Source organism: Micromonospora sp. CA-246542, assembly GCF_050942905.1.
Taxonomy (GTDB): Bacteria; Actinomycetota; Actinomycetes; order Mycobacteriales; family Micromonosporaceae; genus Micromonospora.
This window is the reverse complement of the sequence record NZ_CP192040.1, coordinates 5,935,933-5,961,174: the sequence shown is the minus strand read 5'-3', so window position 1 is coordinate 5,961,174 and position 25,242 is coordinate 5,935,933. Positions and strand designations below refer to the sequence as shown.

Sequence of the window (25,242 nt, the reverse complement as noted above, 5' to 3'; positions counted from 1 at the left end):
GATGGCGCTCGGAGCGGTGGCGGAACGGCCCGCACGACGGCGGGGTAGTGACTACGCACAGTTGTCCCGACGGGTCAGTCAAGCCGGTCTGCTGGAGCGGCGGCCCGCCTCGTACGTCGCCCGGATCGTGCTCACCCTCGGCGCGTTCGTGGCCGTCTGGGCCGCCGTGGTCCTCGTCGGCGACTCGTGGTGGCAGGTGGCGCTCGCCGTCGTGCTGGCGGTGGCCACCACCCAGGTCGCGTTCCTGGGCCACGACGCGGGACACCGTCAGATGTTCCGTCGTCGTCTTCCCAGCGAGCTGGTCGGGTTGGTCGCCGGCAACGCGGCGGTCGGGCTCAGCTACGGCTGGTGGGTCGACAAGCACAACCGGCACCACGCCAACCCGAACCACGAGGACGAGGACCCGGACGTCGGGGCGGGTGCCCTGGTGTGGACGTACGAGCAGGCACTCGGCACCCGAGGGTTCGGTCGGTGGCTGGCGCGACGGCAGGCGTACCTGTTCTTTCCGATGCTGCTGTTGGAGGGCCTGAACCTGCACGCGGCGAGCATCCGGGCGATCGTCGGCCGAGGGCCGGACGGGCGGTACGCCACCCCGATGCGGCACCGCGCGGTCGAGGCGGCGCTGCTCGTGGCACACAGCGTCGGCTACGTGGCGCTGCTGCTGGCGGTCATGTCGCCGGGCAAGGCGCTGCTCTTCGCCGCCGTGCACCAGGCGCTGTGGGGCCTCTACATGGGCTGCGCGTTCGCGCCGAACCACAAGGGCATGCCGATGCCGACCGCCGAGGACGAGTTGGACTTCCTCCGCAAGCAGGTGCTGACCTCACGCAACGTGCGGGGCAGCCGGCTGGTCGACACCGCGCTGGGCGGACTCAACTACCAGATCGAGCACCACCTGTTCCCCAACATGCCCCGGGCCAACCTGCGCCGGGCGCAGCCGATCGTGCGCGCCTACTGCGCCGAGCAGGGCATCTCGTACGCGGAGACGGGTCTGGTCGAGTCGTACCGGCAGGCGCTCGCCCACCTGCACGAGGTGGGCCGGCCGTTGCGCGGCTGACGCGTCCCGCTGTGCCGTCCACCGGTGGCGCGTCCGACCCGGCGGACGCGCCACCGGTAGGGTCTGGTCATGGCAGACCTGCTCACCGCGGACGCGGTGCGGAAAGAGCTGGGCGGGTTGTCCGACTGGTCGGGTGACCCGACCGGCATCGGCCGTACCGCCCAGCTCGGCAGTTTCCCGGACGCCATCGCGGTGGTGGACCGGGTGGCGGCGGTGGCCGAGGAATTCGACCACCATCCCGACATCGACATCCGATGGCGGACCCTGACCTTCCGCTGTGTCACGCACTCGGCCGGCGGGGTCACCCTCCGGGACATCGAGCTGGCCAGGCGGATTGACGACATCGTCCGGAGCGCGGCATGAGATTCGAGATCAGCAAGGTGCTCGACGCCATCGAGGGGCGGGTCTGCACGGACCCGTCGCTGGCCCGGGCGGTGCTCGACCTGGCCGAGATCATCCGCTACCAGGACATCGACGGCGGTCGGCCGGCGAGCCTGCTGCGCCTCGGCATGGTCATCGACGCGCTCTCCCGCGAGCTGGAGGAGGACAGCGTCCAGGTGTACGCGGTGGTGCACCGCGCGCTGCTCTCCGACGCCGACCTGACGTCCAACGAGCGGATGGTGGTCCGCCGCTGGGCGGACGACGGGCTGGTCGAGGTGCTCGACAATCCCGGTGACCGGATGCTGGAGGTGGCCGATCTGCTCGGCGTGCCGGTGCTCACCCGGGTCCGTTTCGACGGGCTGCGTGGACGGTTCCCGTGGCTGGTCGAGCAGCCGGGTCGGGTGGTCGCCCCGGTGCCGGGCGCGGGTGGCCCGGCGTTCATCGCGCACGTCGGCGGCGGGCACGCCCCGGTCGCCGGCAAGCGCTCGCCCACCGGAGCGAAGCTGCTGGCCCGTGAGTGGCGGTGCCCGGAGTCGGGGTGCGCGCTGTTCGGCGGCGGTGGTGGGGGTGGCGCGTTCGCCGACCTCGCCGGCGGCGCGGACCGCAGTCCGGCCGCGCAGCCGCCGCCCTCGCTGCGCAACGGCGTACCGACCTGCCCCCGGCACGGCGCGCGGCTCGGTGATGTGGGCCCGCGTCCGCGTACGGAGGTGCTCGCGGTACGCGTCGGCGGCCTGGTCCGGCGGCGGTTCGTGCTCAGCGAGGAGCAGCCGGTGGTGGCCGGCCGGGCACCCGAGCAGGAGGGCGGCATCATGCTCGGGCAGTGGCTCAACGACGAGGCCCGGCGGTGGATCAGCCGTGGTCACGTCCACTTCGAGCTGCGGGTCGGCGAGGTCATCGTCACCGACATCAGCACCAACGGCTCGGGCATCCGACCGGCCGGCTCGATGGCCGAGTCGGACCGGATCCCGCTCGCGCCGCAGCAGTCCCGGGTCCTGGGCGAGAACGACATGATCGAGCTGTACCCCGGCGTGCAGATCGGCCGCGCCGAGGAGTTGCCCACCGGCGCCCCGTTCACCCCCACCTCGGTGATGGCCGAGGCCCCCACCATGGCGATGCGCCTACCCCGCCCCTGACCCCACCCTCCCCTCCCCGGCGCCGCCGGGCCCACGCCACCCCGGTTGATCATGAAGTTATTGCCACGACACGCCGAGGCGGCGGGCAATAACTTCATGATCAGCGTGGGGGCGGTGGGTGGGAGGGAGGGAGGCCGGGCGGGTTACGCGGCCAGTACCTCCGCTAGCGTCGTGATGGCCTGGTCGATCTCCTCTTCGGTGATCACCAGGGGCGGGGCTAGCCGGATCGTGGAGCCGTGGGTGTCCTTGGCGAGGATGCCGCGCTCCATCAGGCGCTCGCACGCCTCGCGTCCGCTCATCAGCGCCGGGTCGATGTCCAGACCGGCCCACAGGCCCCGGACACGTACGCCGACGAGGCCCTTGCCGACCAGCCCTTCCAGGCCGGCCCGCAGCCGCTCGCCCAGCTCGGCCGAGCGGCGCTGGAACTCGCCGGTCGCCAGCAGCCGTACGACCTCGGTGGCCACCGCGCAGGCCAGGGGGTTGCCACCGAAGGTGGAGCCGTGCTGGCCGGGCTTGAGCACGCCCAGCACGTCGGTGTTCGCGGCCACCGCGGAGACTGGCACGATGCCGCCGCCGAGCGCCTTGCCCAGCAGGTACATGTCGGGCACGACGCCCTCGTGGTCACAGGCGAAGGTCCGGCCGGTACGCCCCAGACCCGACTGGATCTCGTCGGCGATGAACAGCACGTTCCGTTCGGTGCAGACCTGGCGTACGCCCGGCAGGTAACCCTCCGGCGGCACCACCACGCCTTGCTCGCCCTGGATCGGCTCCAGCAGCACGGCGACGGTGTTCTCGTCGATCGCGGCGGCGAGCGCGTCCAGGTCGCCGTACGGCACGACCGTGAACCCCGGGGTGTACGGCCCGAAGTCGGCGCGGGCGTCCTCGTCGGTGGAGAAGCTGACGATGGTGGTCGTCCGGCCGTGGAAGTTGCCGTCGGCCACCACGATGTTCGCCTGACCGGCCGCTACGCCCTTGACCTGGTAACCCCACTTGCGGGCCACCTTGATCCCGGTCTCCACGGCCTCGGCGCCGGTGTTCATCGGGAGCACGAGGTCCTTGCCGCACAACTCGGCCAGCTCCCGGCAGAAGTCGGCGAACTGGTCGTGGATGAACGCGCGGCTGGTCAGCGTGAGCCGGTCGAGCTGCGCGTGCGCGGCGGCGATGAGCTGTGGGTGCCGGTGGCCGAAGTTCAGCGCCGAGTAGCCGGCCAGGCAGTCCAGGTAGCGCTTGCCGTCCACGTCGGTGAGCCACGCGCCCTCGGCCGACGAGATCACCACCGGCAGCGGGTGGTAGTTGTGCGCCGTCCAGCGCTCGGCGTCCCGGACCGCTCCCGGCGTACGCAGCTTGTCGTCCACGATCACTTGCTTGCCTTTCCCTGACGGAGTCGCAGCGTGCAGCACTTCGGTCCGCCGCCGGCCTTACGCAGCTCGGACAGGTCGACACCGATGGTCTCGTAACCCCGGTCGCGCAGCTTGGCGGCCAGGTCGGTGGCCTGCGCGGGCAGCACGACGTGCCGTCCGTCGCTGACCGCGTTCAGGCCCAGCACCTCGGCGTCGGCCATGGTGGCGTGCACGGCGTCGGGGAAGAGCCGACGCAGCACGGCCTGGCTGCCGGGGGAGAAGGCCTCCGGCAGGTACGCCACGGTCCGCTCGTCGAGGACGGTCAGCGCGGTGTCCAGGTGGTAGAAGCGCGGGTCGACGAGCTGCATGGTGATCACCGGGTAGCCGAAGACCTCCTGCAACTGGGCGTGCGCGGCGTGGGCGGTCCGGAAGCCGGTGCCCGCCAGCAGGTGGTCGCCGGCCAGCAGGACGTCGCCTTCACCCTCGTTGACGTGCTTCGGGTCGTAGATCTCGAACCCGGCGGCCTCGAACCAGGCCCGGTAGGCCGGCGCTTCGTCGGCGCGCTGCGGGTCGCGGAACTGCACGGCCATGGCCCTGCCGTCGATCACGGTGCCGCCGTTGGCGGCGAAGACCATGTCGGGCAGGCCGGGCACCGGAGTGATCTCCTCGACGGTGTGGCCCAGGTCAAGGTACGTCTGGCGAAGCTGTTCCCACTGCCGGACGGCCAGCGCGGCGTCGACCGGCGCGCTCGGGTCCATCCAGGGGTTGATGGCGTAGTCGACGGCGAAGTACGTCGGCCGGCACATCAACAGGCGCTGGCTGGTGGCGTCCATCGTCATTGTCCTGCTCCCAGGGGTCGGGCGCGCCCGGCCACCGTGGCCCACGGGCTGGCGCCGTTGCTCAACGTTATGCGGCGTCAGCGAAAGGATCCACCACCGAGAGTTGCGCAGACCGTAGATCCGTTGCGTCTGATGGCTGTTCGGCTGCGATTCGTTGCGTGGATGGGCGGGTCAGTGCTGGCCGGTGCTCCGGGGCAGCCGCGCCACCGCTGTGCGACGACACCGTCCGCATGCCCGTGACGTCGTCCGTGGGCGCGACACCGTCCGTGCACGGGCCGGCGCGGCCCCGGGGGCGAGGGTAGTGAGCGCGTCCTTTGCTCTGCTTCAGCGGAGGCAACACCCGCTGTCCGGTAATCGGACAGACGGTGTTGCCTGGGTTGAAGCAGAGCAAAGGACGAAAGGAGGGAGGGGGAGGCAGAGCAAAGGACGAACGGAGGGGGGAGGGGGAGGAGCGGGGAACGGGAGGGAGAGGCGGGGAGGGACCGCAATGCGGGGGTTGAGGGAGGGGGAGGGGTGCGGGTGCGGGCGATGTCCCCCGCTCGAGACGGCCGGCGCGGGCCCCGGACACACTTCAGGGGCGGCGAATCGCCGCCCCTGAAAGGGTGTCGCCCTGCTGGTGAACCACCGTCGGGCTGCCGGCGAACCGCCGGCTCTTCGCCGGTGCACCACCGGCGAGCGGAACAGTGCCCGCTAGAAACGATCCACAAACTGTGAGTCAAGCCACTCGCGGAGGCGCTGCACCCAGTCGCCGTCCGTGGTCGGCCAGACGAACTGACCGGTCATCGCCAGCACGCCGACCACCACGGCCGCCAGGCCGATGAGGATGCCGAACAGCGCGTCGGTCTTGCCGGCGACGTGCCGGCGGCGGGTCGCCATCAGGCCGAGCACCGACAGCACCGCGCCGAACGCGCCGAGCCCGATGCCGTACCCGGCCAGGGTGCCGCTCAGCACGAACAGCGCGCCGACGACGGAGACGATCAGGCCGAGGGTGGCGAGCAGGCTGGCCCGCGGCTTCGGGCCGCGCGTCACCGGCTCCGGCTCGGTGTCGCGAGCGGGGGTCGTGTCGACCGGACGGTCGGTCACGTCGGGCCGCCGGGTCGTCGTCCGGTCGAGGTCCGTGTCGCGCTCCGGCCCTCGGCTCGTACCGTCGAGGTCCTTGTCGCGCTCGATGGTCGGAGCCGCGACGGTCGCGGCGGCGGCACCTGAGCGGGCAACGTCGGACCGGCTCTCACCCTCCGTCGTGCGGGCGGTGTCGGTCTCCACCGGCCGGGCGGTGGCGGCGCGGGCCACGGCCGCGCGCTCCGCGGCCCGTCGCTCGGCCTCGCCGGTGCGCCCGGTCCGTCCGGCGGTCGCGGTGGCGTCGCCGGTCGCCGTGGTGCTGCGGTACGTCGTCTGGTCGGCGTCCCGGTCGGTCACGACCGGTCGGCCGTCGTCGTCGGTCCGGCCCGTCTCGGTGACCGGGGTATCGGGACCGTCAAGGCTCTCGTCCCTCGTCGGCGTCTGCTCGGACCGCCGGGACAGCGAAGGAATCCTGACCACTGCACACCTCCTGTTGAATGCGTGGTGGCCGACGTTCAGGGGTGGCACCCACGCGCTGCGACCCCGAATTACCCACCTGGGCGTTTCCTGACACCGATTCCGGGTATGCCCGCCGATCAGGTGCCGATCCGCCCGGCGCGTGGCGCGAAGGAGTAGCGCCACGGCTGACCCGGTCGCCCCGGGTGCGACTGGCTATCCTTGGCACCCGTGCCAGAGGGACACACGATCCACCGCCTGGCGGCCCGGCACGCCGAGCTGTTCGCCGGTGACAAGCTGCACGCCGCCAGCCCGCAGGGCCGCTTCGCCGACGGCGCCGCGCGGCTCTCCGGGACCGTCCTGGACGGCACCGAGGCGTACGGCAAGCACCTGCTGCACCACTTCGCCGACGAGGTGACCCTGCACGTGCACCTCGGGCTGTACGGCAAGTTCACCGACGGATCAGGGACGCCCCCCGAACCCGTCGGCCAGGTGCGGCTGCGACTGGCCAGTGACCGGCACTGGTTGGATCTGCGCGGTCCGACCGCCTGCGAACTGCTCACCCCGCCCGAGGTCGACGCCCTGCGGGCCCGCCTCGGCCCGGATCCGCTGCGCGCCGACGCCGACCCCGAGCGGGCGTACGCCCGGATCTCCCGCAGCCCGACGCCCCTCGCGGCCCTGCTGCTGGATCAGTCGGTGGTGGCCGGCACCGGCCTGATCTTTGTGACCGAGGCGCTGTTCCGGGCCGGGTTGCCACCCACGATGCCCGGTCGGACGCTGACCCGGGCCGGCTGGGACGCCCTCTGGGCCGACCTGGTCGCGCTGATGCGGCTCGCCCTGGACCACGGTCGGATCGACACCGTCCGCGACGCCCACCTACCCGGGGCGATGGGTCGGCCGGCGCGCGTCGACCGCCACGGCGGCGAGGTGTACGTCTACCGCCGCGCCGGCGCCCCCTGCCACATCTGCGGCACCGAGGTCAGTCGCGGCGAGCTGGTCGGCCGCAACCTCTACTGGTGCCGTACCTGCCAGGCCGGCTGACCCTCGGCGTCAGTCGTTTCCGAGCAGCCAGCGGACCACCTCGACCTGGTGCGCGAAGACGACCTGGTCGGCGATGCTCCAGGCCAGGCAGTGACCGATCGTCCAACCCCGGACCCGGTCGACGTCCAGCCCCAGGTCGGCGCTGAGCCGGTCGAGCCGGTGCCGGACGGCGGCCGGCGAGTGACCCAGCTCCGGACCGCGTACGAGGGGCACCACCGAGAACTCCCGCTCGCCGATCAGCGGCTTCGGGTCGATCGCCAGCCAGGGGGCGCGCTCGGCGGCGAGCACGTTGCCGGCGTGCAGGTCCTGGTTGACGAGTACCTGCTCGCCCTGGCTCGCCGACAGGTCGACCAGCAGGGCGAGCGCCGCGTCGAGGAGTCGCCGCTCGTACGGCCGGCCGGCCCGTTCCCAACTGCGCGGCATCCGGTCGAGCCAGCCGGCGGCCTCCTCGGTGAGCGGGGTGAACGGCGCGCCGGCCGGTCGCCAGAGCCGGGGCAGCAGGTCGACCGCCGCGTCCAGCGCCCGGTCCATCGGTAGCTCGTGCAGGGGCGTACCGGGTCGGCAGCGCTCCACCAGCAGCGCGCGCCGTTCGGGGTCGTGGGCGAGCAGCCGGATCGCGCCGTCGCCGGCCCAGTGGCCGAGCGCGTGGGCCTCGTACCGGCTGTCCTCGTCCGGGAACTGGACCTTGAGCACCGCCGCCGTACCGTCCGGCAGATCGGCGGGGAGCGCCAGCGAGGCGTACGCGTACCGGAACGGCGGACCGAGCCGCAGCGACCACCTCTCGGCACACTCCGCCACCAGCGTGGGCAGCGCGGTCAGCCAGGCCCGGCCCACCGCTGACGCTCGTACCCAACCCAGCCCCTCGGGCAGTTCCATCCCGCCATCCTGCCCGCGCCCTGGGCGGGTGGCATACCGGGTGGACACCGGATCGGACATCCGGGAGCCTGTCGTGATGCGACCGGGGCCGTTCTTACGGGAGAGCCTGCTGCGCGCCGGGATGCGCGATGTCGTCGCCGTCGAGCCGGCGGCGGGCGGGCTCGCGGCGCTCGCGGGCATCGCCACCCGCCGGGACGCGCCGCCGGTGTTCGTCAAGGCGTTCGCCGAGCCGCCGGCCGACGACGTCTTCCCCGCCGAGGCCGACGGGTTGGCCGCGCTGCGCGACCTGGGCGGCGTGCCGACGCCCGAGGTGCTCCTCGCGGACCGGGACGTGCTGGTGCTGTCGCTGCTGCGGCCGAGGCCGAGCAGCGAGGCGTTCTGGGAGCGGTTCGCGCATCTGCTGGCCCACCTGCACCTGAGCACGACGCATCCGCGCTTCGGTTGGCACCGGGACAACTGGCTGGGGCGTCGCCGACAGGTCAACACCTGGAACGACGACGGGTTCGCGTTCTTCGCGCAGCACCGGCTGCTCCGGTGGCTCGGCGAGCCCCGTGTCGACGCCGCGCTCGACCGGCAGGACCGGGTGGCGCTGGAACGGCTCTGTTCGCGGCTGCCCGAGTTGCTGCCGGCCCGGCCCGCGTGCCTCACGCACGGCGACCTGTGGGCGCAGAACATCCTGTCCACGCCGGACGGGGAGCCGGCGCTGATCGACCCGGCGGTGTCCTACCTGTGGGCCGAGGTCGACCTCGCCCACGTCTGGACGACGTCGCCCCCGCCCGAGGCGCGGCGGTTCTTCGACGTCTACGCCGAGCTGACGTCGCTCGATGATGATTGGCGGGCCCGGATGCCGATCGTCCAATTGCGACAGCACCTCGCGGTGCTGGCCCAGTTCGACGACGATTGGGGCGCGGGCGACCAGATTCGCGCCACACTCGCCCCGTTCCGCAGCAGGACGTGACCCGGGAGGCCGTGTGACACCCGACGACGAGAAGTTCCTCCGCCGCGCCGTGGAGATCGCCAGCCAGGCCGGGGCGTCCGGCGAACGGCCGTTCGGCTCGTTGCTGGTCGACGCGGACGGTGTCGTCCTCGTCGAGGACCACAACACCGTGGTCTCGGATTCGGACATCACCGCCCACCCGGAGTTGAAGTTGGCCCGCTGGGCCGCCCGGGAGCTGTCCGCCGAGGTGGCCGCCGGCACCACCATGTTCACGAGTTGCCAGCCCTGCCCGATGTGCGCGACGGCGATCGACCGCTCCGGCCTCGGCCGGGTCGTGTACGCGCTCTCCAGCGAGCAGTTCGAGGAGGTCAAGCCGGCCACCCCGCCGCTGCCTCCGGTGCGCTACGAGGGGCCGGCGCTGTTCGAGGAGGCGCGTCGGCCGATCGACGATCACTACTAGGCACGGGACGCGAATTGACAGTGAGCCGGCCGTCGGAGCAGGGTTGAGGGGTGACAACGATGTCAACGGGCAAACGGGATGATGTTCCTCATGATCCTCGTTGCGCCGTACCCCCTTCGGTCGACCAGCTCCGGGCGTACCGTTAGCGGGTTTGCCGGCGCGGACCCGGTCCGTCCGCCGATCCTTGCCGTATGCCCCTTCGCACCTCGACGGTGACCAGCTGAGATGACCGACGCGCCCCGCTTCGACGCCGAACCGACCCCTGCCCCGGCAGGGGTGCCCGACCTGCCCGACCTGGACGGGTTCCTCGCCGACCAGACCCGCACGCTGCTCGACACGGCCCGCCGCTCGGTCCGACCCGAGGGTGGCTTCTGGTGGCTGACCGACGACCGCACCCCGGACCGGGGTGAAGCCGTCTACACCTGGATCACCTGCCGGATGACCCACGTGGCCGCGCTCGCCCACCGCAACGGCGACCCGGATGCCGCCGCCATCGTCGACCACGGCGTCGCCGCGCTCGACACGCTGCTGCGCGACGACCGGTACGGCGGCTGGTTCAACGCGGTCGACCAGCAGGGCACACCGATCGACGAGCGCAAGGCCGGGTACGACCACGCCTTCGTGCTGCTCGCCGCGTCGAGCGCCGCCCGGGCCGGACGACCCGGCGCGGACCGGCTGCTCGCCGACGCGCTCAGCGTGATCCTGGACCGGTTCTGGGACGACGAGGCGGGCGCGGTCCGCGAGTCGTGGAACCGGGACTGGACGGTCACCGAGGACTACCGGGGCGCGAACAGCAGCATGCACATGGTCGAGGCGTTCCTCGCCGCTGCCGCCGCCACCGGGGACACGAGCTGGACCGACCGGGCGCTGCGGATCGCCACCCACCTGGTGCACACGGAGGCCGCCCGGCACGACTGGCGGCTGCCCGAGCACTTCACGGCCGACTGGACGCCGCTGCTCGACTACAACCGGGACCAGCCCGCCGACCCGTTCCGGCCGTACGGCTCGACGATGGGCCACTGGCTGGAGTGGGCACGGCTGCTCCTCGAACTGGAAGCCGTCCTGCCGCAACCGCCGGGCTGGCTGCTCGCCGACGCCCGTACCCTGTTCGCCGCCGCCCTGCGGCGCGGCTGGGCGGTCGACGGCGCGGACGGCTTCGTCTACACGATCGACTGGGACGACCGGCCCGTGGTCCGCTCCCGGATGCACTGGGTGCTGGCCGAGGCCATCGGTGCGGCGGTCACCCTGCACCGCCGCACCGGAGACGCCGTGTACGCCGACTGGTACCGGGTCTTCTGGGCGTACGCGCGCCGCTACCTCATCGACGGCACCGGCTGGCGGCACGAGCTGGACGCGCGGAACCTGCCCGCCGACACGGTCTGGCACGGTCGACCCGACGTGTACCACGCGTACCAGGCGGTGCTGCTGTCCCGCTCGGCCGACGGCCTCGGTGGCCCCGGCCCGCTCGCCCCGGGCACGGTGACCGCATGATCGTCGTGGCGGGGGAGGCCCTCATCGACCTGGTGGTCACCGCCGACGGGCAGCGGGCGGTTCCGGGCGGTTCGCCGGCGAACGTGGCGGTCACCCTGGCCCGGCTCGACCAGCCGGTACGGCTGCTGGCCCGCCTCGGCCCCGACGAATACGGCCGGCAGATCGCCGACTACTTGGCGGCCAACCACGTGGACCTGCGCTGGGCCGTCCGCGCGTCCGAGCCCACCTCGGTGGCGGTCGCCACCCTGGACGCCACCGGCCAGGCCAGCTACGAGTTCCGGCTCGACGGCGCGGCGGACTGGCAGTGGACGCCGCAGGAACTACCCGACCTCGCCGACTCCTCGGCGACGGCCCTGCACACCGGGTCGCTCGCCCTCGCGCTCGCCCCCGGCGCGCAGGCGCTGGAAGGGCTGCTCGCCCACGAACGCGACCGCGGCGGGCTCACCCTCTCGATCGACCTCAACCTGCGCCCGAGCATCGTCACGGACCGGGCCGCCGAGCAGGAGCGGGTACGCCGGCAGGTGCCCCTCGCGCACCTGGTCAAGGCCAGCGACGAGGACCTGGCCTGGCTCTACCCGGACCGGTCGATCGCCGACGTGATGGCCGAGTGGCGCGAGGCCGGAGTGTCCTGCGCGGTGGTGACCCGCGGTGGTGAGGGCGTATGGCTGCTCGCCCCGAACGGGGTGCTGCACGAGCAGCCGGCCGTACGCACCACGGTGGTGGACACCGTCGGCGCGGGCGACTCGTTCACCGGTGGCCTGCTCGCCGCGCTGGCCGACATCGACGCGCTCGGCGACCGGCCGACCGTACGGCTCGCCGCCGTGACCGAGCAGCAGTGGACGACGGTGCTGCGCCAGGCGGCCACGGTGGCCGCCCTGACCTGCGCCCGCCGAGGCGCCAACCCCCCAACCCAAGCCGAAGTAAAAGCCCGCCTAACCACAACAACCTGACCCACCCCACCCCGCCCCCACTCCGCCCCGCCACCCCGCCCCCGCCCGGGTCGATCATGGACTTGTGGTGGGCGTTCCGTGGTGCTTTGCGGCATAAGCGAGGCACCGCAAGTCCATGATCGCCGTGACACCACCCCTGAACCTCCGCGATCTTGCACTTTCTGTCCCGGCGAAACGGTCGGATCCGCGCAAGGCGGCGACAGAAAGTGCAAGATCGGCGGGCGCGGGCGCGGGCGCGGGCGCGGGCGCGGCCTCGGTGTTGGAGGCGGGTGGGCGGGACTGTCGTTGTCGGTGCGCCGTGTGCGGAGCTGCGGCGGGCACTGATTCGGGTGGGCCCGTTTCGTGTTGAACCTTCGCGTGCCTCACCAACCGTGCCGGCCCGCAACCCGACAGTCCATGATCGCCGTGGCCGCCACCCCGAGACCTCCGCGATCTTGCACCTCCTGTCCCGACGAAACGTTCGGACCCGCGCAAAACGGCAACAGAAAGTGCAAGATCGGCGGGCAGGCGGGCAGGCCGGCAGGCCGGCGGGCGGCGCCCCGAGAGCTAGAGGAGGCCTCGGGGTAGGAGGCGGGTGGGGAGGACCGTCGTCGACGGTGGGGAGTCGTCTCCGGCGATCCGCTCGAAGAGGCGCTCGGTGGCCACCCGGGCCAGTTCGCGCGTGTCGTAGGCGACGACGGTCAGCGGTCGGGGCATCAGGTGGGCCAGTTCGAAGTCGTCGAAGCCGACCAGCGCCGCGTCGCTGCCGCGGCGGTGCAACTCCTGCAACGCGCCGACCGTCAGCCGGTTGTTGCCGCAGAAGAAGGCGGTGGGCGGGTTCGCGGAGTCGAGCAGCGCGCCGACCGCCCGCCCGGCGTCCTCGGGGGCGATCAGGCGGTCGCGGACCAGTGACTCGTCCGACTCGATGCCGGCTGCCGTCAGGGCCGTACGCGCGCCGACCAGCCGCTCGCGCATGGTGGGCACGCTGGGCGCGCCGAGCAGGAGTGCCACCCTCCGGTGCCCCTCGTCGAGCAGGGCCTCGACCCCGGCCCGGCCGCCACCGGAGTTGTCCAGCAGCACGGTGTCGGCGAGCAGCCCCTGCGGTGGCCGGTCCAGGAAGACCACCGGCATGCCCAGCTCGACCTCGCGGCGCAGGAACGAGTGGTCCGGGCCGGCCGGTACGACCAGCAGCCCGTCGACGCGGCGCTGGGTGAAGTCCTGCAGGACGGCGCGTTCGCGCTCCGGATCCTCCTCGGAGGAGGCGGTGATCAGCATCGTGCCGTGCGCGGCGGCGATCTCGGCGGCCACGCTCGCGATCGTGGCGTAGAACGGGTTGGCGATCTCCTCGATCAACAGCCCGACGGTGGCGTTGAGCTGCCGCGAGCGCAGGTTGCGCGCGATGTCGTTGCGCCGGAAGCCCAACTCGGTGATGGCGGCCAGCACCCGGCCGAGCAGCTCCTGACCCACCGGCTCGTCGTTGACCACCCGGGAGACCGTCTTCAGGCTTACTCCGGCGTGCCGGGCGACGTCGACCATGGTCGGTCGTCGGCGCGCGGCGGACCTGGTCGGGGTCTGGGTCACGGGGTGGACCTCCACGGCGGGCGCGGGTCAGCGATCGAGAGCGGCGAGCGCGTCGACCGCCTTGCGGGCGGCGATCAGCACCGGATCCCAGACCGGTGCGTACGGCGGAGCGTAGCCCAGGTCCAGTGCGGTCATGTCGTCCACGGTCATGCCGTTCCACAACGCGACGGCCAGAGTGTCGATCCGCTTGGCGGCCTCGGACCACCCGACGATCTGCGCGCCGAGCAGACGGCCGCTGGGTCGTTCCGCGATCAGCTTGACGGTCATCGGCCGGGCGCCCGGGTAGTAGCCGGCGCGGCTGGTCGATTCGGCGATCACCGAGACGAAGTCGAAGCCGGCCGCCGAGGCGTCCCGCTCCCGCAGGCCCGTGCGACCGACCTCCAGTTCGCAGACCTTGGTCACGGCCGTGCCGATCACGCCGGTGAAGGTGGCGTACCCGCCGCCGATGTTGATGCCGGCCACCCGGCCCTGCTTGTTGGCGTGGGTGCCCAACGGGATGTACACCGGCATCCCGCTGACCCGGTGCAGGGTCTCCACGCAGTCGCCGCCCGCCCAGACGCCCGGGAAGCCGGGGACCCGCATCCGCCGGTCCACCCGGATCGCGCCGGTCGGCCCGAGCGGCAGCCCGGCGGCCTCCGCGAGCGCGACGTTGGGGCGTACGCCCAGACCCAGGACCACGACGTCGGTCGGGATCGGCCCCTCGGCGGTGACCACGGCGGACACCCGGCCGTCCCGCTGCTCGAGGCCGGTCACCGCCATGCCGCTGCGGATGGTGATGCCGAGGCCGCGCATGGCGTCGGCGACGAGTTCGGCCATGTCCTCGTCGACCGTCGACATGGGTTGCGCGGCCTGCTCGACGAGCGTGACGGACAGGCCCCGCTGGATCATCGCCTCGGCCATCTCCACGCCGATGTAGCCGCCGCCGACCACCACCGCCCGGCGGGGCTGCGGTTCGGCGTCCAGCCAGTCGCGCAGCGCCGCGCCGTCGTCGAGGGTCTGCATGCCGAACACACCGGCCACGTCCGCCTGCGCCCACGGTGGCTTGGTCGGTGTCGCGCCGGTCGCGTACATCAGCTCGTCGAAGCGTTCGGAGACCTCGTCGCCGTGGTCCAGGTCCCGGACGACCACCTCGCGCCGTTCGAGGTCGATGGCCGTCACCTCGTGGCGCAACCGCACGTCGATGTCGAACTTCGTGCGGAACGTCTCCGGCGCGCGGGCGATCAGATGCTCCGGGCCGGGCACCAGCCCCGAGATCCAGTACGGGATGCCGCAGGCCGAGTAGGAGGTGAAGTGGCCCCGCTCGAAGACCACGATCTCCAGGTCGTCCCGGTCGCGGCGGCGGCGTGCCTGGGACGCCGCCGACATGCCGGCGGCGTCCCCGCCGATGACGATCAGTCGTTGCGCCACAGGATCATCCTGTCACGTGGGCGCTCAACCGCGGGTCTGTCGCGCCACGTCCTGCACGACGTCGACGAGCCGTCCGGTACGGGCGTACACGGCGCGCTGCCGGGCCGCGCCGGTGCCGTGGCGGCGCAGCCCGCCCAGCAGGTCGGACACCTCGGCCCAGTCACCGTGCCGCTCCAGCGCCGGTCGCAGCCGTTCCACGAACTCGTCCAGCAACTCCCACGCGGGACGCAACTCGCCGGTGGTGACGTCGACGCCCTCGCCCTCCAGGCCGTCGTGGGCGGCCCGCCAGTGCGCGCCGACCAGCAGGTGGTGGTCGGTCCGCAGCGCGGGGCGGCCGGCCTCGACGTCGTCCATGGCGGTGGCCACGAGCGCGCGGACCAGCGCGGCGACCAGCACCGCGTCGTCCACGGTCGGGCAGACGTCGCCGATGCGCAGCTCGACGGTCGGGTACTTCGCCGACAGCCGGGCGTACCAGTAGAGCATCCCCTCGTCCAGCATCACCCCGCTGGAGATCAACTGGCGGATCAGCCGCTGGTAGTGCTCGTGCGACTCCAGGAAGGGCGTCGGCGCGACCGACGGCCAGCGCTCCCACTCCACCGACCGCCAGCTCGCGTAGCCGGTGTCCTCGCCACGGGAGAACGGCGAGTTGGTGGTGACCGCGTGCAGCGTCGGCAGCCACGGCCGGACGTGGTTGAGCACCTGCACGCCGGTCTCCGGATCGGGGACGCCCACGTGCACGTGCATGCCGTTGTTGCCGGGACCGGGTACGAGCAGCCGGAACCGTTCGATCATCCGGTCGAAGCGGGGCTTGTCGACGACCGGCGGCACCGGGCCGTCCACCGGGCCGGTGCCGATGGCCAGCAGCCGTACGCCGGCCCGCTCGGCCGCGTCGGCAAGGGCCTTACGGAGTACGCCGAGGGAGTGCCGGATCGAGGACAGCTCCAGCCCGGGCGGCGAGCCGATCTCGATCTGGCTGGTCTGGAACTCGCGCTCGACCTGACCGCGTAGCTCCGCCGGGACCTGCTCCAGCACGAGGTCGACGGCGGGCACCGCGGCGCCGGTGTGTGGGTCGACGAGCAGGAACTCCTCCTCGACGCCAACGGTGAGCACATCGGTCCCCGCAGTCGTCCCGTGCGCCTCCGCCACCTGCCCCGTCATCGCGCACCACCGTCCGTTTCTGCCGCCCGCGGTCCATCCGCGCCGGTCGGACGTGTGGTTACCCACGGTGGTAACGCCCGGAAACGTGGTGACGGCACGGCGTCTCCGGCGTGTCGGCCGGACCGTCGGCGATCCGGCCGGGGGACGTGACAACGGGTCATATGCTGAGCCCGTGCCGGTACTGCTGGGATTCCTCTGGGCCACGTGGATGTCCGCGTTCGCCCAGCTCGGCGTGCTCGCTGATCGTCCGGCCGACCTGCTCGCCGGGGCCGCGCTGACCGCCCTGGTCCTCGTCGCCGCGCTGCTCGCCGCGCGCCCGCTCGGCCCGTCCCGCGCACCCGGTGTCGCGCGACGCTGGGCCGGGCTGCGGGCCCGGGCCCGCAGCCGCCGGACACCCCGCCAGATCGATCCGGACGCCGCCGGACGACCCCGCCCCCGCGCACCCGGACGCCCCCGCGCCGCGTAGCGACCTCGCCGCGCGGCCGATCCCACCGTCATCGGTCCTACGTGCCGTCCAGGACGGCTCCAGGACCCACCGGAATCGGACCGAGGGGTTTCCCATGCTCGCCTTCGCACCACTTTCCACCGTCGTCGGCGTCGCCGGCAGCGCGTTGTCCTGGCTCGCCGATCTGCTCGAACCGCTGGCCGACGGAACGGCGACCGTCGCCGCCATCGTGCTGCTCACCGTCGCCGTCCGGCTGCTGATCACCCCGCTGACCGTCGCGCAGGTCCGCGGGGAGCGACGCCGCGCGGCGCTCGCCCCGCAGGTCCGCGAGCTACAGCAGCGGTACGCCGACGACCCGGCGACCCTCCAGCGCGAGGTGTTCGCGCTGTACCGCTCGGCCGGCGCGAATCCGGTCGCCGGCTGCCTGCCGCTGCTGAGCCAGGCGCCGTTCCTGCTGGTCCTGTACCGGCTGTTCGCCACCGACGAGGGTGGCACGGGACTGCTCGACGAGCGGCTCGCCGGCGTACCGCTGGGTCACCACCTCAGCGACGGGTTGGCCGGCGCGGCCGGACCGCTCTTCGCCGGCCTGCTGGTCCTGCTGCTGGCGCTGGCCTGCTGGTCGTCACGCCGGGCTCGGCGTGCGTCGGCCGCGGTCGGCACGGTGGCCGGTACGCCCACCGAGGGGCCGGGGGCGGCCACCCTCGGTCGGCTGCTGCCCCTGCTGCCGTTCACGACCGTGGTGGTGGCGCTGGTGCTGCCGCTCGCCGCGGTGATCTACCTGGTGACGACGACGGCATGGTCGGCGCTGGAGCAGGTGGTGCTGCGCCGGCCGCAGGCAGCGCCGGCACCCGCCGTAGGGCATCAGGTGCCCTGATCGCGGCGAGGACGCGGATCAGCGACCGGCGGTCACCGACCGCCGGTCGTCGCGTTGGCGGCGACGGCGGATCTTGCGAGCCACCCAGCTGACCACCATGACGACGAAGACCGCGCCGATGGCGTAGTTGAACCAGTCGCTGTACCGCTCGACGTTCTGCCACCGGCTGCCCAGCGCGTAACCGGAACCGACGATGAGGGCGTTCCACACGCCGCTGCCGATCGTGGTGAGCAGGACGAACTGGCCCAGCGGCATCCGGTTCGCCCCGGCCGGGACGGAGACCAGGCTGCGGACCACCGGCACCACCCGACCGATCAGCACCGCCCAACGACCGTGCCGCTCGAACCAGCGGTCGGCCCTCTCCAGGTCGTCGCGGTCCACCAGGGGGATGCGGTCGAGCCAGCGCTTGAGCCGTTCCTCGCCGAGCGCCGCGCCGAGCCAGTAGAGCACCAGCGCGCCGACCAGCGAGCCGACCGTCGCGGCGACAATGACGAGGACGACGTTGAACTGACCCTCGTGGGCCAGGAAACCCGCCATCGCCAGCACGATCTCGCTGGGGATCGGCGGGACGATGCTCTCCAACGCGACCAGCAGGGCCACGCCGACCGGACCCATCGCCTCGATGACGGACGCCACCCATCCGGTCAGGCCGGTGAACTCGGAGGGGTCACCAGTCTGGGCGTACGCCATTGGTCATCCTTCCGACGGTCCTGCGGGGGGATCGGGTTGTCTTACCCAATGATCGGCGGGGCACACCTGCGGGTGATCGGCGCCACGGACGGGTTCAGCCCTCCGGGTGCAGCGCGGTGTCGGCCGGGCCCTGTCGCCAGGCGGTGAAAGCCACCGTGAGGCCGCCGCGCGTCGGCGCGCAGCAGAACGGACCGGCCATCGCCTCGGCCTCCGGGTCCAGCGGGGCGAGTCGGACCAGCCGCCACGGCGCGTCGGCCACCCGCGCCCGTACGGTCAGCGCGTCACCGGCCCGACTGACCCGCACGGTCACCTCCTGACCCGCCCACCCCGGCACCGGGGCCACCGACCAGTCGGAGAACTCCCGGGTCACCACGGCACCGAGCTGCGACTCGCCGTCGCTCACCTCGACACCCGCCTTGACCCACGTTCGCTCGTCCACCCGGACCAGCACGCCGGCCTGGTCGAACTGCGCGGAGAAGTCGAGCCGGAAGCTCACCTCCATGGCCGCGCCGACGGGTAGCGGCGCGAGCAGCGCCGGTCCGTTGTCGTGGACGAAGCCGTAGCTGGTCCGCCGCCAGAAGTCGGTCTCCGCCCCGGCTTCGACGAGCAGCTCACCGGCCGGACCGTGTTCGGCGCGCACCGGCGGGTGCAACCACCGGCCCCCGGACCAGTCCAACTCATCGCTCGGCGGTACGAGGTCGGTCTCCATGCCGGGCAGGGTACCGACCGCCGCCGTCCGTCAGGTTTGCCGTGGAGATCAACTGGAGAGATTTTCGCGGCATGGGTGACCGTTGGTACTCCGAAGCCGTCGTCTACTGCCTCGACATCGACACGTACGCCGACTCCGACGGCGACGGTGTGGGCGACATCCGTGGTCTGATCGGCCGGTTGGACTACCTGGCCCGGCTGGGCGTGACATGCCTGTGGCTGCACCCGATCCACCCGTCGCCGAACCGCGACGACGGGTACGACGTCACCGACTTCTACAACGTGGACCCCCGCTTCGGCACCCTCGGTGACTTCGCCGAGTTGCTGCACCAGGCGCAGAACCGGGGCATCCGCGTGATCATCGACCTGGTGGTCAACCACACCTCGGACGAGCACCCCTGGTTCCAGTCCGCCCGTTCCTCGCCCGACTCGCCGTACCGGGACTGGTTCGTCTGGTCCGACACCGAGCCGGACGACCGCCACCAGGGCATGGTCTTCCCCGGGGAGCAGAAGGAGACGTGGAGCTACGACCGCACCGCGAAGGCGTGGTTCTACCACCGCTTCTACCGGTTCCAGCCGGACCTGAACTTCGCCAACCCGGAGGTCCGGGCCGAGGTCAAGAAGATCATGTCGTTCTGGCTCCAGCTCGGGGTCTCCGGCTTCCGGATGGACGCGGTGCCGTTCATCATCGAGCTGACCGAGCCGGGCAACCCGGACTCCCCGAAGGACTTCGAGTTCCTCACCGAGATGCGCCAGCACGTGCAGTGGCGGCGCGGGGACGGCGTCCTGCTCGCCGAGGCGAACGTCGAACCGGACCAGCTCCCGACGTTCTTCGGCGACGCCAGCGGCTCCGGAAACCGCATCCACATGCTCTTCGACTTCATGCTCAACGGCCGGCTCATGCTCGCCCTCGCGCGGCAGGACCCGGAGTCGCTGATCGAGGCGTTGCGTGACACGCCGAAGCTCCCGGTCGGTGGGCAGTGGGCCACCTTCCTGCGCAACCACGACGAGATCGATCTGTCCCGGTTGACGACCGAACAGCGCAACCAGGTGTACGCCGAGTTCGGCCCGGACGAGAACATGCGCATCTACGACCGGGGCATCCGCCGTCGGCTCGCCCCGATGCTCGGCAACGACCGGCGGCGCATCGAGCTGGCGTACGCCCTGCAGTTCTCCCTGCGCGGCACTCCGGTGCTGCGCTACGGCGAGGAGATCGGGATGGGCGAGGACCTGTCGCTACCCGGACGGGAGGCGATCCGTACGCCGATGCAGTGGTCGTACAAGCCGAATGCCGGCTTCTCCACGGCGGATGCGGAGAAGCTGGTCCGCCCGGTGATCGACAAGGGTGAGTTCGGTTACCAGAACGTCAACGTCACCGCTCAGCGTGGCGACCCGAAGTCGCTGCTCGCCTGGTTCGAGCGCATGATCCGTACCCTTCGGGAAGCCCCCGAGATCGGCTCCGGCTCCACCACGCACATCGACGTGGCGATGCCGCCCGGGGTGCTGGCGCACCGCGCGGACGGACCGACCGGCACGATGGTCTTCCTGCACAACCTGGGTACCGACGACGTCGAGGTGGATCTGAGCAGCCTCGAAGCGGAGGCCGACCTGCCGATCGACGTGCTCACCGACCGTGGCTACGGCGAGCTGGGCAAGCTCGGCACGGTGAAGGTCTCCGGGTACGGATACCGGTGGATTCGCCTATGCCGGGGTCGGGGGTTCTGAGGCTAAGCTCCTCCGATCACCCCAAAGTTACCCGGAGGTAATCATGTCGGAGGAGCAGCGCGTCGCCATCGTCACCGGAGCCGCGCGCGGTATCGGTGCCGCCACCGCCCGGCGGCTGGCCGCCGACGGAATGGCGGTGGCGGTCGTCGACATCGACGAGGCCGCCACCAAGGAGACGGTGGACGCCATCGCCGGCGTGGGTGGTCGTGCGCTCGGCGTGGGCGCCGACGTGTCCGACCGCGACCAGGTCGGGGCCGCCGTCGAGCGGGTCGCCGCCGAACTGGGCGCTCCCACCGTCCTGGTCAACAACGCCGGCGTGCTGCGCGACAACCTGCTGTTCAAGATGACAAACGCCGACTGGGACACGGTCATGGGCGTACACCTGCGCGGGGCGTTCCTGTTCAGCCAGGCCGCTCAGAAGCACATGGTGGACCGCAAGTGGGGGCGGATCGTCAACCTGTCCAGCACCTCCGCGCTGGGCAACCGGGGGCAGGCGAACTACGCCGCCGCCAAGGCGGGCCTCCAGGGCTTCACCAAGACGCTCGCCATCGAGCTGGGGCCGTTCGGGGTGACCGTCAACGCCGTCGCGCCCGGCTTCATCGTCACCGACATGACGGCGGCCACCGCCGCTCGCATGAAGGTCGACTTCGAGGACCTCCAGAAGCACGCCGCCGCCGAGATCCCGGTGCGCCGGCCGGGACGCCCGGAGGACGTCGCCCACACCATCTCGTTCCTGGCCAGCGAGGGCGCCGGCTTCGTCTCCGGCCAGGTCATCTACGTGGCCGGCGGCCCGCGGGCCTGACCCGCTCCGCTTCCGTCCCGCGGCCCGGTCGGTCAGGCCGGGTCGCGGCGGGTGCGCCAGAGCCAGAAGAGGCCCAGCACCGGCAGGACGAGCGGGATGTAGCCGTACCCGCTACCGAACTGCGACCACACCGTCTCGTCGGGGAAGAGGGCCTTGTCTGCCAGGCTCAGGATGCCGACCGCGACGACACCGACCAGCTCCACCGAACAACACACCAGCGCCACCCGTCGACCGGTGTGCCCGGCCCGGGCCAGCCCCACCGCGGCCACGATGTAGATGAGCGCGGCCAGGGCGGAGAGCAGGTACGCCACCGGCGCCTCGTCGAACTTCGTGGCGATCTGTAGGCCCGCCCGGCTCGTCGCCGCGATGGCGAACAGCAGGTAGACGGCGATCAACAGACGGCCGGGGCCGGAGTTCGTGCGCTGCCGGGCCGGACGGGTCTCAACCACCGAGGACCTCCCAGGTCTGCTGCAACCGCACCACCACGACCGGCGTCACCAGGCAGACCGCGCAGACGATCGCCGACCCCCACCGGGTCGGTTCCATCCGGGCCAGCACCCAGGCCAGCGGTGGCAGGCAGACCAGCGTGACCAGGTAGCCGAAGAACGCGCCCGGCTCGCCCGGCCGGTCGCCGCCGCCGACCGCCACCAGGGCCAGCACACCCAACGCGAGCAACACCAATTCGAGTACGGCCAGACCGGCGAACTGCACCCGGTCCGGCGGCCGGTGGCGTACCGCCGCGACCAGCGCCCACACAGCGACGAGCAGCGACAGCACGATCGACACCGTCGCGAGGAGCCCGTCCACCGGCGAGCCGGCCGCCGCGCTGGTCATCGGGCCCACCCGGTCGTCGCCTCGGTCACCGGCACAGCCTACTAACCGTCGTAGTACCCGCCGCGCGCTGCCCGGCCGTCGCGCCCCTCGGCTGCCGTCGCGCGGGCACGGCACCCTCCACCTCACGTCCTTTGCTCTGCTTCACTCAAGGAAACACCTGGCGTCCGATTATCGGACGTCGGGTGTTTCCTGGGTTGAAGCAGAGCAAAGGACGTCACCTACCCCTCGCCCCCCGGCGCAGGGAGACGCGGGCAACGCGGGCGACGCCAGACCAGGGACATCACGAGCACGCCGGACGGCGGCCGGCGAACCTCCAGACTCGTCGGGTTGGCGACCCGCCACCGGCGTGGCCTGCGGGGCGACTAGCGTGGATCAGGTCCGTGGCGCCGCCACGGCGGGGGAGACGGCGGAGGTACACGTGCTGCGGTTCGGCTTGTTCGGCACCGGTCACTGGGCGATCGAGACGCACGGGAAGGCGCTGCACGCACACCCGGACGCGGAACTGGTCGGGGTGTGGGGGCGCAACCCGGAGCGGGCCTCCGCGCTGGCCGAGCGGTACGGCGTGCCCGCGTACGCCGACGTCGACGCCCTCATTGAGCAGTGCGAGGCCGTCGCCGTCGCGCTGCCGCCGGACGTGCAGGCCGACATCGCGGTCCGGGCCGCCAACGCCGGCCGGCATCTGCTGCTCGACAAGCCGTTGGCGCTCAGCGTGGACGACGCCGACCGGGTGGTCGCCGCCGCCGAGGCGTCGGGAGTGGCCTCCGTGGTGTTCTTCACCCAGCGGTTCCAGCCGAACGTCACCGCGTTCCTCGCGTCGACCGCCGCCGCCGGTGGCTGGCAGCACGGCCGCACCACGGCGTTCGCGTCGATCTTCCAGGACGGCAGCCCGTACGGCGGCTCGCTGTGGCGTCGCGAGCACGGCGCGCTCTGGGACATCGCCCCGCACGCGCTCTCGATCCTCCTGCCGGTGCTGGGGAGGGTGACCCAGGTGGCCGCGATGGACGGCCCGAGCGGGATGGTGCACCTGCTGCTCACCCACGAGGGCGGCGCGACCAGCAGCGCCTCGCTCTCCCTCGACGCGCCGACCGAGGCCATGGCCCGGGAGTTCGTGTTCTACGGCGAGAACGGCATCGAGACCGTGCCGCACGGCGAGAACGACGCCGCGACGGCGTTCGGCGTGGCGATCGACCAGCTCGTCGAGCAGGTCCAGTCCGGTGCCCGCGACCATCGCTGCGACGTCCGCTTCGGCCGTGAGGTGGTCACGATCATCGCCGCCGCCGAGGAGGCCCGCCAACAATCCCGCACGATCCCCCTCCCCTAACCCCGTCCCACCCCCGCACCCCCTCGCTCGACCCCGTTGATCATGAAGTTATTGCTCCGACACGCCGGGCCGGGTGGCAATAACTTCATGATCAACGGGGTCTGGGGCGTGGGGTCTGGGCCGCCGGAGGGGTGGGGTCAGGTGGGGGTTGTTAGGGCCTCGGTTAGTTCTTCGGGATTGTCGAACTGTTCGGGTGGTAGGGCCTGGAGCAGGTGCAGCATGGTCGTGTCGGCGCCGTTCTCCTGCGCCCAGCGGACGAGGTCCTCGCGGGAGACCGGGTAGTCGAGCCCGGCCAGGTACTCCTGCAACTGCACGCCTGACACGGTCATGTCGGTTGGCTACCCGCTCGTGTCAGGCGTACACGCTGACGGCGTGTCGGCTCGCGACGCGCCGACGGTTTGTCGGCGTGAGCGCCGGGTAGCCGCTGCCATGCTGGTTCAGCGGCTCGGCGCGCCGAGCGACTTCGACCCGTTGCTGGAGCGCGTTCGGGACGCCCGGGTGGTGATGATCGGCGAGTCCACGCACGGCAGTTACGACTACTACCGGCTCCGTGAGCAGTTGACCCGTCGGCTGATCGCGGAGTGCGGCTTCTCGTTCGTGGCCGTGGAGGGCGACTGGCCGGACTGCGACCGGGTGCACCGCTCGGTCACCGCCGCGCCCGGCGGGGCTCTCGATCCGCAGAGCGCGCTGGAACGCTTCGAGCGCTGGCCGACCTGGATGTGGGCCAACGCCGAGGTGGCGCGCTTCTGCCGATGGCTGCGGGCGTGGAACCTGCAACGGCCGGAGGGTGAGCGGACCGGGTTCCACGGGCTCGACGTCTACAGCCTCTGGGAGTCGATGCAGGCGATCTTCGACTACCTGGGGGAGGAGGACCCGACCTCGCTGGAGGCGGCGCAGGACGCGTACCGGTGCTTCGAGCCGTACGGCAAGCGGGTCGAGGAGTACGGCGCGGCGAGCCGGTTCGTCTCCGCCCGGTGCGAGGAGGAGGTGGTCCGGCTGTTGGCGCGTACCCGGGAACAGGCCATGTCGGACGGCCCGGACCGCTTCTCGGCCTGGCAGAACGCGGAGGTGGTGGCCGGCGCGGAGCGCTACTACCGGGCGATGGTGGCCGGCGGTCCGGACTCGTGGAACATCCGCGACACCCACATGCAGGACACTTTGGACCGGCTGCTGCATCGCTACGGCCCGGACGCCCGAGGGATCGTCTGGGCGCACAACACGCACGTGGGGGACGCGCGGGCCACCGACATGGCCGCAGACGGGATGGTCAACATTGGTCAGTTGGCCCGCGAACGGCACGGCGACGACGCGGTGGCGCTGATCGGGTTCGGCACCTACCGGGGCACGGTGATCGCCGCTCCGCGGTGGGGCTCGCCCTGGGAGGCGATGGTGGTGCCGCCGGCACGGGAGGGCTCGGTGGAGCGGCGGCTGCACGAGCTGATGCCCGAGCGGGCGGTGCTCGTCTTCGGCGGCGACGACCAGCCGGGTTGGGTCACCGAGCCGGCGGACCACCGGGCGATCGGGGTGGTCTACGACCCGTCGTTCGAGTCCTGGGGCAACTATGTGCCGACGCGCCTGGCCGCGCGCTACGACGCGTTGATCTGGTGCGACGAGACGACAGCCCTGCACCCGCTGGCGGTTCCCGCCGTCCCCGGCGAGATGGAGACGTACCCGGCCGGCGTGTGACCGGGCCCGCGCCGA

The 25,242-nt window shown here is 72.1% G+C and carries 26 protein-coding genes; 14 read left to right on the top strand and 12 right to left on the bottom strand.

What is annotated here, in order from left to right; genetic code table 11:
- Nucleotide 1: 1 nt before the first annotated feature.
- The 3 genes from ACQP0N_RS27600 (at nt 2) to ACQP0N_RS27590 (ending at nt 2,568) form a co-directional block, all read left to right on the top strand.
- The gene (locus ACQP0N_RS27600; RefSeq protein ID WP_433115208.1) at nt 2-1,054 is read left to right on the top strand and encodes a fatty acid desaturase family protein; all 1,053 of its coding nucleotides are present in this window, start codon (nt 2-4) and stop codon (nt 1,052-1,054) included.
- A gap of 69 nt (nt 1,055-1,123) precedes the next feature.
- Nucleotides 1,124-1,417 carry a 4a-hydroxytetrahydrobiopterin dehydratase gene (locus tag ACQP0N_RS27595; RefSeq protein ID WP_433115206.1) on the top strand — a complete coding sequence of 98 codons (294 nt, stop codon included), beginning with the start codon at nt 1,124-1,126 and terminating at the stop codon, nt 1,415-1,417.
- Entirely contained in the window at nt 1,414-2,568 is a 1,155-nt protein-coding gene (locus tag ACQP0N_RS27590; RefSeq protein WP_355052809.1) for an FHA domain-containing protein, read from the top strand. Before ACQP0N_RS27595 ends, ACQP0N_RS27590 begins: the two co-directional genes overlap by 4 nt.
- Nucleotides 2,569-2,711: 143 nt before the next feature.
- Here the strand turns inward: ACQP0N_RS27590 and rocD are convergent, their stop codons facing one another.
- The 3 genes from rocD to ACQP0N_RS27575 form a co-directional block, all read right to left on the bottom strand.
- Nucleotides 2,712-3,926, bottom strand: a complete 1,215-nt coding sequence (rocD, locus tag ACQP0N_RS27585) for an ornithine--oxo-acid transaminase (RefSeq protein WP_433121859.1) — start codon at nt 3,924-3,926, stop codon at nt 2,712-2,714.
- Nucleotides 3,926-4,741, bottom strand: a complete 816-nt coding sequence (gene ddaH / locus ACQP0N_RS27580) for a dimethylargininase (RefSeq protein WP_433121857.1) — start codon at nt 4,739-4,741, stop codon at nt 3,926-3,928. The genes rocD and ddaH overlap by 1 nt, the downstream gene beginning before the upstream one ends.
- A 696-nt stretch (nt 4,742-5,437) precedes the next feature.
- Nucleotides 5,438-6,286: a thrombospondin gene (locus ACQP0N_RS27575; protein ID WP_433115204.1), complete on the bottom strand. Its 849-nt coding sequence runs from the start codon at nt 6,284-6,286 to the stop codon at nt 5,438-5,440.
- 207 nt (nt 6,287-6,493) lie between these two features.
- Between ACQP0N_RS27575 and ACQP0N_RS27570 the strand changes: the two genes are divergently transcribed.
- Nucleotides 6,494-7,303 carry an Fpg/Nei family DNA glycosylase gene (locus ACQP0N_RS27570; RefSeq protein ID WP_433115202.1) on the top strand — a complete coding sequence of 270 codons (810 nt, stop codon included), beginning with the start codon at nt 6,494-6,496 and terminating at the stop codon, nt 7,301-7,303.
- 9 nt (nt 7,304-7,312) lie between these two features.
- Here ACQP0N_RS27570 and ACQP0N_RS27565 read toward each other — a convergent pair whose 3' ends face one another.
- Nucleotides 7,313-8,179 (bottom strand): aminoglycoside phosphotransferase family protein, encoded by an 867-nt coding sequence (locus ACQP0N_RS27565; RefSeq protein ID WP_433115201.1) that lies wholly within the window; start codon nt 8,177-8,179, stop codon nt 7,313-7,315.
- Nucleotides 8,180-8,255: 76 nt separating this feature from the next.
- Here ACQP0N_RS27565 and ACQP0N_RS27560 point away from each other — a divergent pair, with 76 nt between their 5' ends.
- The 4 genes from ACQP0N_RS27560 to ACQP0N_RS27545 all read left to right on the top strand — a co-directional run bounded on the left by ACQP0N_RS27560 (nt 8,256) and on the right by ACQP0N_RS27545 (nt 12,017).
- Nucleotides 8,256-9,137 (top strand): fructosamine kinase family protein, encoded by an 882-nt coding sequence (locus ACQP0N_RS27560; protein ID WP_433115199.1) that lies wholly within the window; start codon nt 8,256-8,258, stop codon nt 9,135-9,137.
- Between the two features lie 13 nt (nt 9,138-9,150).
- Nucleotides 9,151-9,576 carry a nucleoside deaminase gene (locus tag ACQP0N_RS27555; RefSeq protein ID WP_396804355.1) on the top strand — a complete coding sequence of 142 codons (426 nt, stop codon included), beginning with the start codon at nt 9,151-9,153 and terminating at the stop codon, nt 9,574-9,576.
- Between the two features lie 225 nt (nt 9,577-9,801).
- The gene (locus ACQP0N_RS27550) at nt 9,802-11,067 is read left to right on the top strand and encodes an AGE family epimerase/isomerase (protein ID WP_433115197.1); all 1,266 of its coding nucleotides are present in this window, start codon (nt 9,802-9,804) and stop codon (nt 11,065-11,067) included.
- Nucleotides 11,064-12,017: a carbohydrate kinase family protein gene (locus tag ACQP0N_RS27545; RefSeq protein ID WP_433115195.1), complete on the top strand. Its 954-nt coding sequence runs from the start codon at nt 11,064-11,066 to the stop codon at nt 12,015-12,017. Before ACQP0N_RS27550 ends, ACQP0N_RS27545 begins: the two co-directional genes overlap by 4 nt.
- A 546-nt stretch (nt 12,018-12,563) precedes the next feature.
- Here the strand turns inward: ACQP0N_RS27545 and ACQP0N_RS27540 are convergent.
- The 3 genes from ACQP0N_RS27540 to ACQP0N_RS27530 form a co-directional block, all read right to left on the bottom strand.
- Entirely contained in the window at nt 12,564-13,532 is a 969-nt protein-coding gene (locus ACQP0N_RS27540; protein ID WP_433121855.1) for a LacI family DNA-binding transcriptional regulator, read from the bottom strand.
- A 72-nt stretch (nt 13,533-13,604) separates the two neighbouring features.
- A complete protein-coding gene (locus ACQP0N_RS27535) occupies nt 13,605-14,984 on the bottom strand; it encodes an FAD-dependent oxidoreductase (protein ID WP_433115193.1) in 1,380 nt (459 codons plus the stop codon).
- 24 nt (nt 14,985-15,008) lie between these two features.
- The gene (locus tag ACQP0N_RS27530; RefSeq protein ID WP_355052822.1) at nt 15,009-16,142 is read right to left on the bottom strand and encodes a carboxylate-amine ligase; all 1,134 of its coding nucleotides are present in this window, start codon (nt 16,140-16,142) and stop codon (nt 15,009-15,011) included.
- Nucleotides 16,143-16,314: 172 nt separating this feature from the next.
- Here ACQP0N_RS27530 and ACQP0N_RS27525 point away from each other — a divergent pair, with 172 nt between their 5' ends.
- Entirely contained in the window at nt 16,315-16,608 is a 294-nt protein-coding gene (locus ACQP0N_RS27525) for a DUF6412 domain-containing protein (protein ID WP_433115191.1), read from the top strand.
- 94 nt (nt 16,609-16,702) lie between these two features.
- Nucleotides 16,703-17,461: a YidC/Oxa1 family membrane protein insertase gene (locus tag ACQP0N_RS27520; RefSeq protein WP_433115189.1), complete on the top strand. Its 759-nt coding sequence runs from the start codon at nt 16,703-16,705 to the stop codon at nt 17,459-17,461.
- Nucleotides 17,462-17,479: 18 nt separating this feature from the next.
- Here ACQP0N_RS27520 and ACQP0N_RS27515 read toward each other — a convergent pair whose 3' ends face one another.
- Together ACQP0N_RS27515 and ACQP0N_RS27510 are read right to left on the bottom strand one after the other, a co-directional pair.
- Entirely contained in the window at nt 17,480-18,151 is a 672-nt protein-coding gene (locus ACQP0N_RS27515; protein WP_355052825.1) for a DedA family protein, read from the bottom strand.
- A 94-nt stretch (nt 18,152-18,245) separates the two neighbouring features.
- Nucleotides 18,246-18,860 (bottom strand): DUF1349 domain-containing protein, encoded by a 615-nt coding sequence (locus ACQP0N_RS27510; RefSeq protein ID WP_433115187.1) that lies wholly within the window; start codon nt 18,858-18,860, stop codon nt 18,246-18,248.
- 71 nt (nt 18,861-18,931) lie between these two features.
- Between ACQP0N_RS27510 and ACQP0N_RS27505 the strand changes: the two genes are divergently transcribed.
- Together ACQP0N_RS27505 and fabG are read left to right on the top strand one after the other, a co-directional pair.
- Entirely contained in the window at nt 18,932-20,584 is a 1,653-nt protein-coding gene (locus tag ACQP0N_RS27505) for an alpha-amylase family protein (RefSeq protein WP_433115185.1), read from the top strand.
- Nucleotides 20,585-20,627: 43 nt separating this feature from the next.
- The gene (gene fabG / locus ACQP0N_RS27500) at nt 20,628-21,386 is read left to right on the top strand and encodes a 3-oxoacyl-ACP reductase FabG (RefSeq protein WP_433115183.1); all 759 of its coding nucleotides are present in this window, start codon (nt 20,628-20,630) and stop codon (nt 21,384-21,386) included.
- A 32-nt stretch (nt 21,387-21,418) separates the two neighbouring features.
- Here fabG and ACQP0N_RS27495 read toward each other — a convergent pair whose 3' ends face one another.
- Entirely contained in the window at nt 21,419-21,835 is a 417-nt protein-coding gene (locus ACQP0N_RS27495) for a hypothetical protein (protein ID WP_355052829.1), read from the bottom strand.
- Nucleotides 21,828-22,220 carry a hypothetical protein gene (locus ACQP0N_RS27490; protein WP_425734426.1) on the bottom strand — a complete coding sequence of 131 codons (393 nt, stop codon included), beginning with the start codon at nt 22,218-22,220 and terminating at the stop codon, nt 21,828-21,830. Before ACQP0N_RS27490 ends, ACQP0N_RS27495 begins: the two co-directional genes overlap by 8 nt.
- 418 nt (nt 22,221-22,638) lie before the next feature.
- Here ACQP0N_RS27490 and ACQP0N_RS27485 point away from each other — a divergent pair, with 418 nt between their 5' ends.
- The gene (locus ACQP0N_RS27485; protein ID WP_433121853.1) at nt 22,639-23,541 is read left to right on the top strand and encodes a Gfo/Idh/MocA family protein; all 903 of its coding nucleotides are present in this window, start codon (nt 22,639-22,641) and stop codon (nt 23,539-23,541) included.
- Nucleotides 23,542-23,678: 137 nt separating this feature from the next.
- Here ACQP0N_RS27485 and ACQP0N_RS27480 read toward each other — a convergent pair whose 3' ends face one another.
- On the bottom strand, nt 23,679-23,870 hold the full coding sequence (locus ACQP0N_RS27480) for a DUF2795 domain-containing protein (protein ID WP_433115181.1): 192 nt from the start codon (nt 23,868-23,870) through the stop codon (nt 23,679-23,681).
- Between the two features lie 100 nt (nt 23,871-23,970).
- Between ACQP0N_RS27480 and ACQP0N_RS27475 the strand changes: the two genes are divergently transcribed.
- The gene (locus ACQP0N_RS27475) at nt 23,971-25,227 is read left to right on the top strand and encodes an erythromycin esterase family protein (RefSeq protein WP_433115179.1); all 1,257 of its coding nucleotides are present in this window, start codon (nt 23,971-23,973) and stop codon (nt 25,225-25,227) included.
- The last annotated feature ends 15 nt before the right edge of the window (nt 25,228-25,242 follow it).

What these genes read in the sequence shown, in the direction of transcription:
- ACQP0N_RS27600 (WP_433115208.1), top strand. Translation starts at nt 2, where the DNA reads ATGGCGCTCGGAGCGGTGGCGGAACGGCCCGCACGACGGCGGGGTAGT.
- ACQP0N_RS27595 (WP_433115206.1), top strand. Translation starts at nt 1,124, where the DNA reads ATGGCAGACCTGCTCACCGCGGACGCGGTGCGGAAAGAGCTGGGCGGG.
- ACQP0N_RS27590 (WP_355052809.1), top strand. Translation starts at nt 1,414, where the DNA reads ATGAGATTCGAGATCAGCAAGGTGCTCGACGCCATCGAGGGGCGGGTC.
- ddaH (WP_433121857.1), bottom strand. Translation starts at nt 4,741, where the DNA reads ATGGACGCCACCAGCCAGCGCCTGTTGATGTGCCGGCCGACGTACTTC.
- ACQP0N_RS27565 (WP_433115201.1), bottom strand. Translation starts at nt 8,179, where the DNA reads ATGGAACTGCCCGAGGGGCTGGGTTGGGTACGAGCGTCAGCGGTGGGC.
- ACQP0N_RS27560 (WP_433115199.1), top strand. Translation starts at nt 8,256, where the DNA reads ATGCGACCGGGGCCGTTCTTACGGGAGAGCCTGCTGCGCGCCGGGATG.
- ACQP0N_RS27550 (WP_433115197.1), top strand. Translation starts at nt 9,802, where the DNA reads ATGACCGACGCGCCCCGCTTCGACGCCGAACCGACCCCTGCCCCGGCA.
- ACQP0N_RS27545 (WP_433115195.1), top strand. Translation starts at nt 11,064, where the DNA reads ATGATCGTCGTGGCGGGGGAGGCCCTCATCGACCTGGTGGTCACCGCC.
- ACQP0N_RS27540 (WP_433121855.1), bottom strand. Translation starts at nt 13,532, where the DNA reads ATGGTCGACGTCGCCCGGCACGCCGGAGTAAGCCTGAAGACGGTCTCC.
- ACQP0N_RS27530 (WP_355052822.1), bottom strand. Translation starts at nt 16,142, where the DNA reads ATGACGGGGCAGGTGGCGGAGGCGCACGGGACGACTGCGGGGACCGAT.
- ACQP0N_RS27520 (WP_433115189.1), top strand. Translation starts at nt 16,703, where the DNA reads ATGCTCGCCTTCGCACCACTTTCCACCGTCGTCGGCGTCGCCGGCAGC.
- ACQP0N_RS27515 (WP_355052825.1), bottom strand. Translation starts at nt 18,151, where the DNA reads ATGGCGTACGCCCAGACTGGTGACCCCTCCGAGTTCACCGGCCTGACC.
- ACQP0N_RS27510 (WP_433115187.1), bottom strand. Translation starts at nt 18,860, where the DNA reads ATGGAGACCGACCTCGTACCGCCGAGCGATGAGTTGGACTGGTCCGGG.
- ACQP0N_RS27505 (WP_433115185.1), top strand. Translation starts at nt 18,932, where the DNA reads ATGGGTGACCGTTGGTACTCCGAAGCCGTCGTCTACTGCCTCGACATC.
- fabG (WP_433115183.1), top strand. Translation starts at nt 20,628, where the DNA reads ATGTCGGAGGAGCAGCGCGTCGCCATCGTCACCGGAGCCGCGCGCGGT.
- ACQP0N_RS27490 (WP_425734426.1), bottom strand. Translation starts at nt 22,220, where the DNA reads ATGACCAGCGCGGCGGCCGGCTCGCCGGTGGACGGGCTCCTCGCGACG.
- ACQP0N_RS27480 (WP_433115181.1), bottom strand. Translation starts at nt 23,870, where the DNA reads ATGACCGTGTCAGGCGTGCAGTTGCAGGAGTACCTGGCCGGGCTCGAC.
- ACQP0N_RS27475 (WP_433115179.1), top strand. Translation starts at nt 23,971, where the DNA reads ATGCTGGTTCAGCGGCTCGGCGCGCCGAGCGACTTCGACCCGTTGCTG.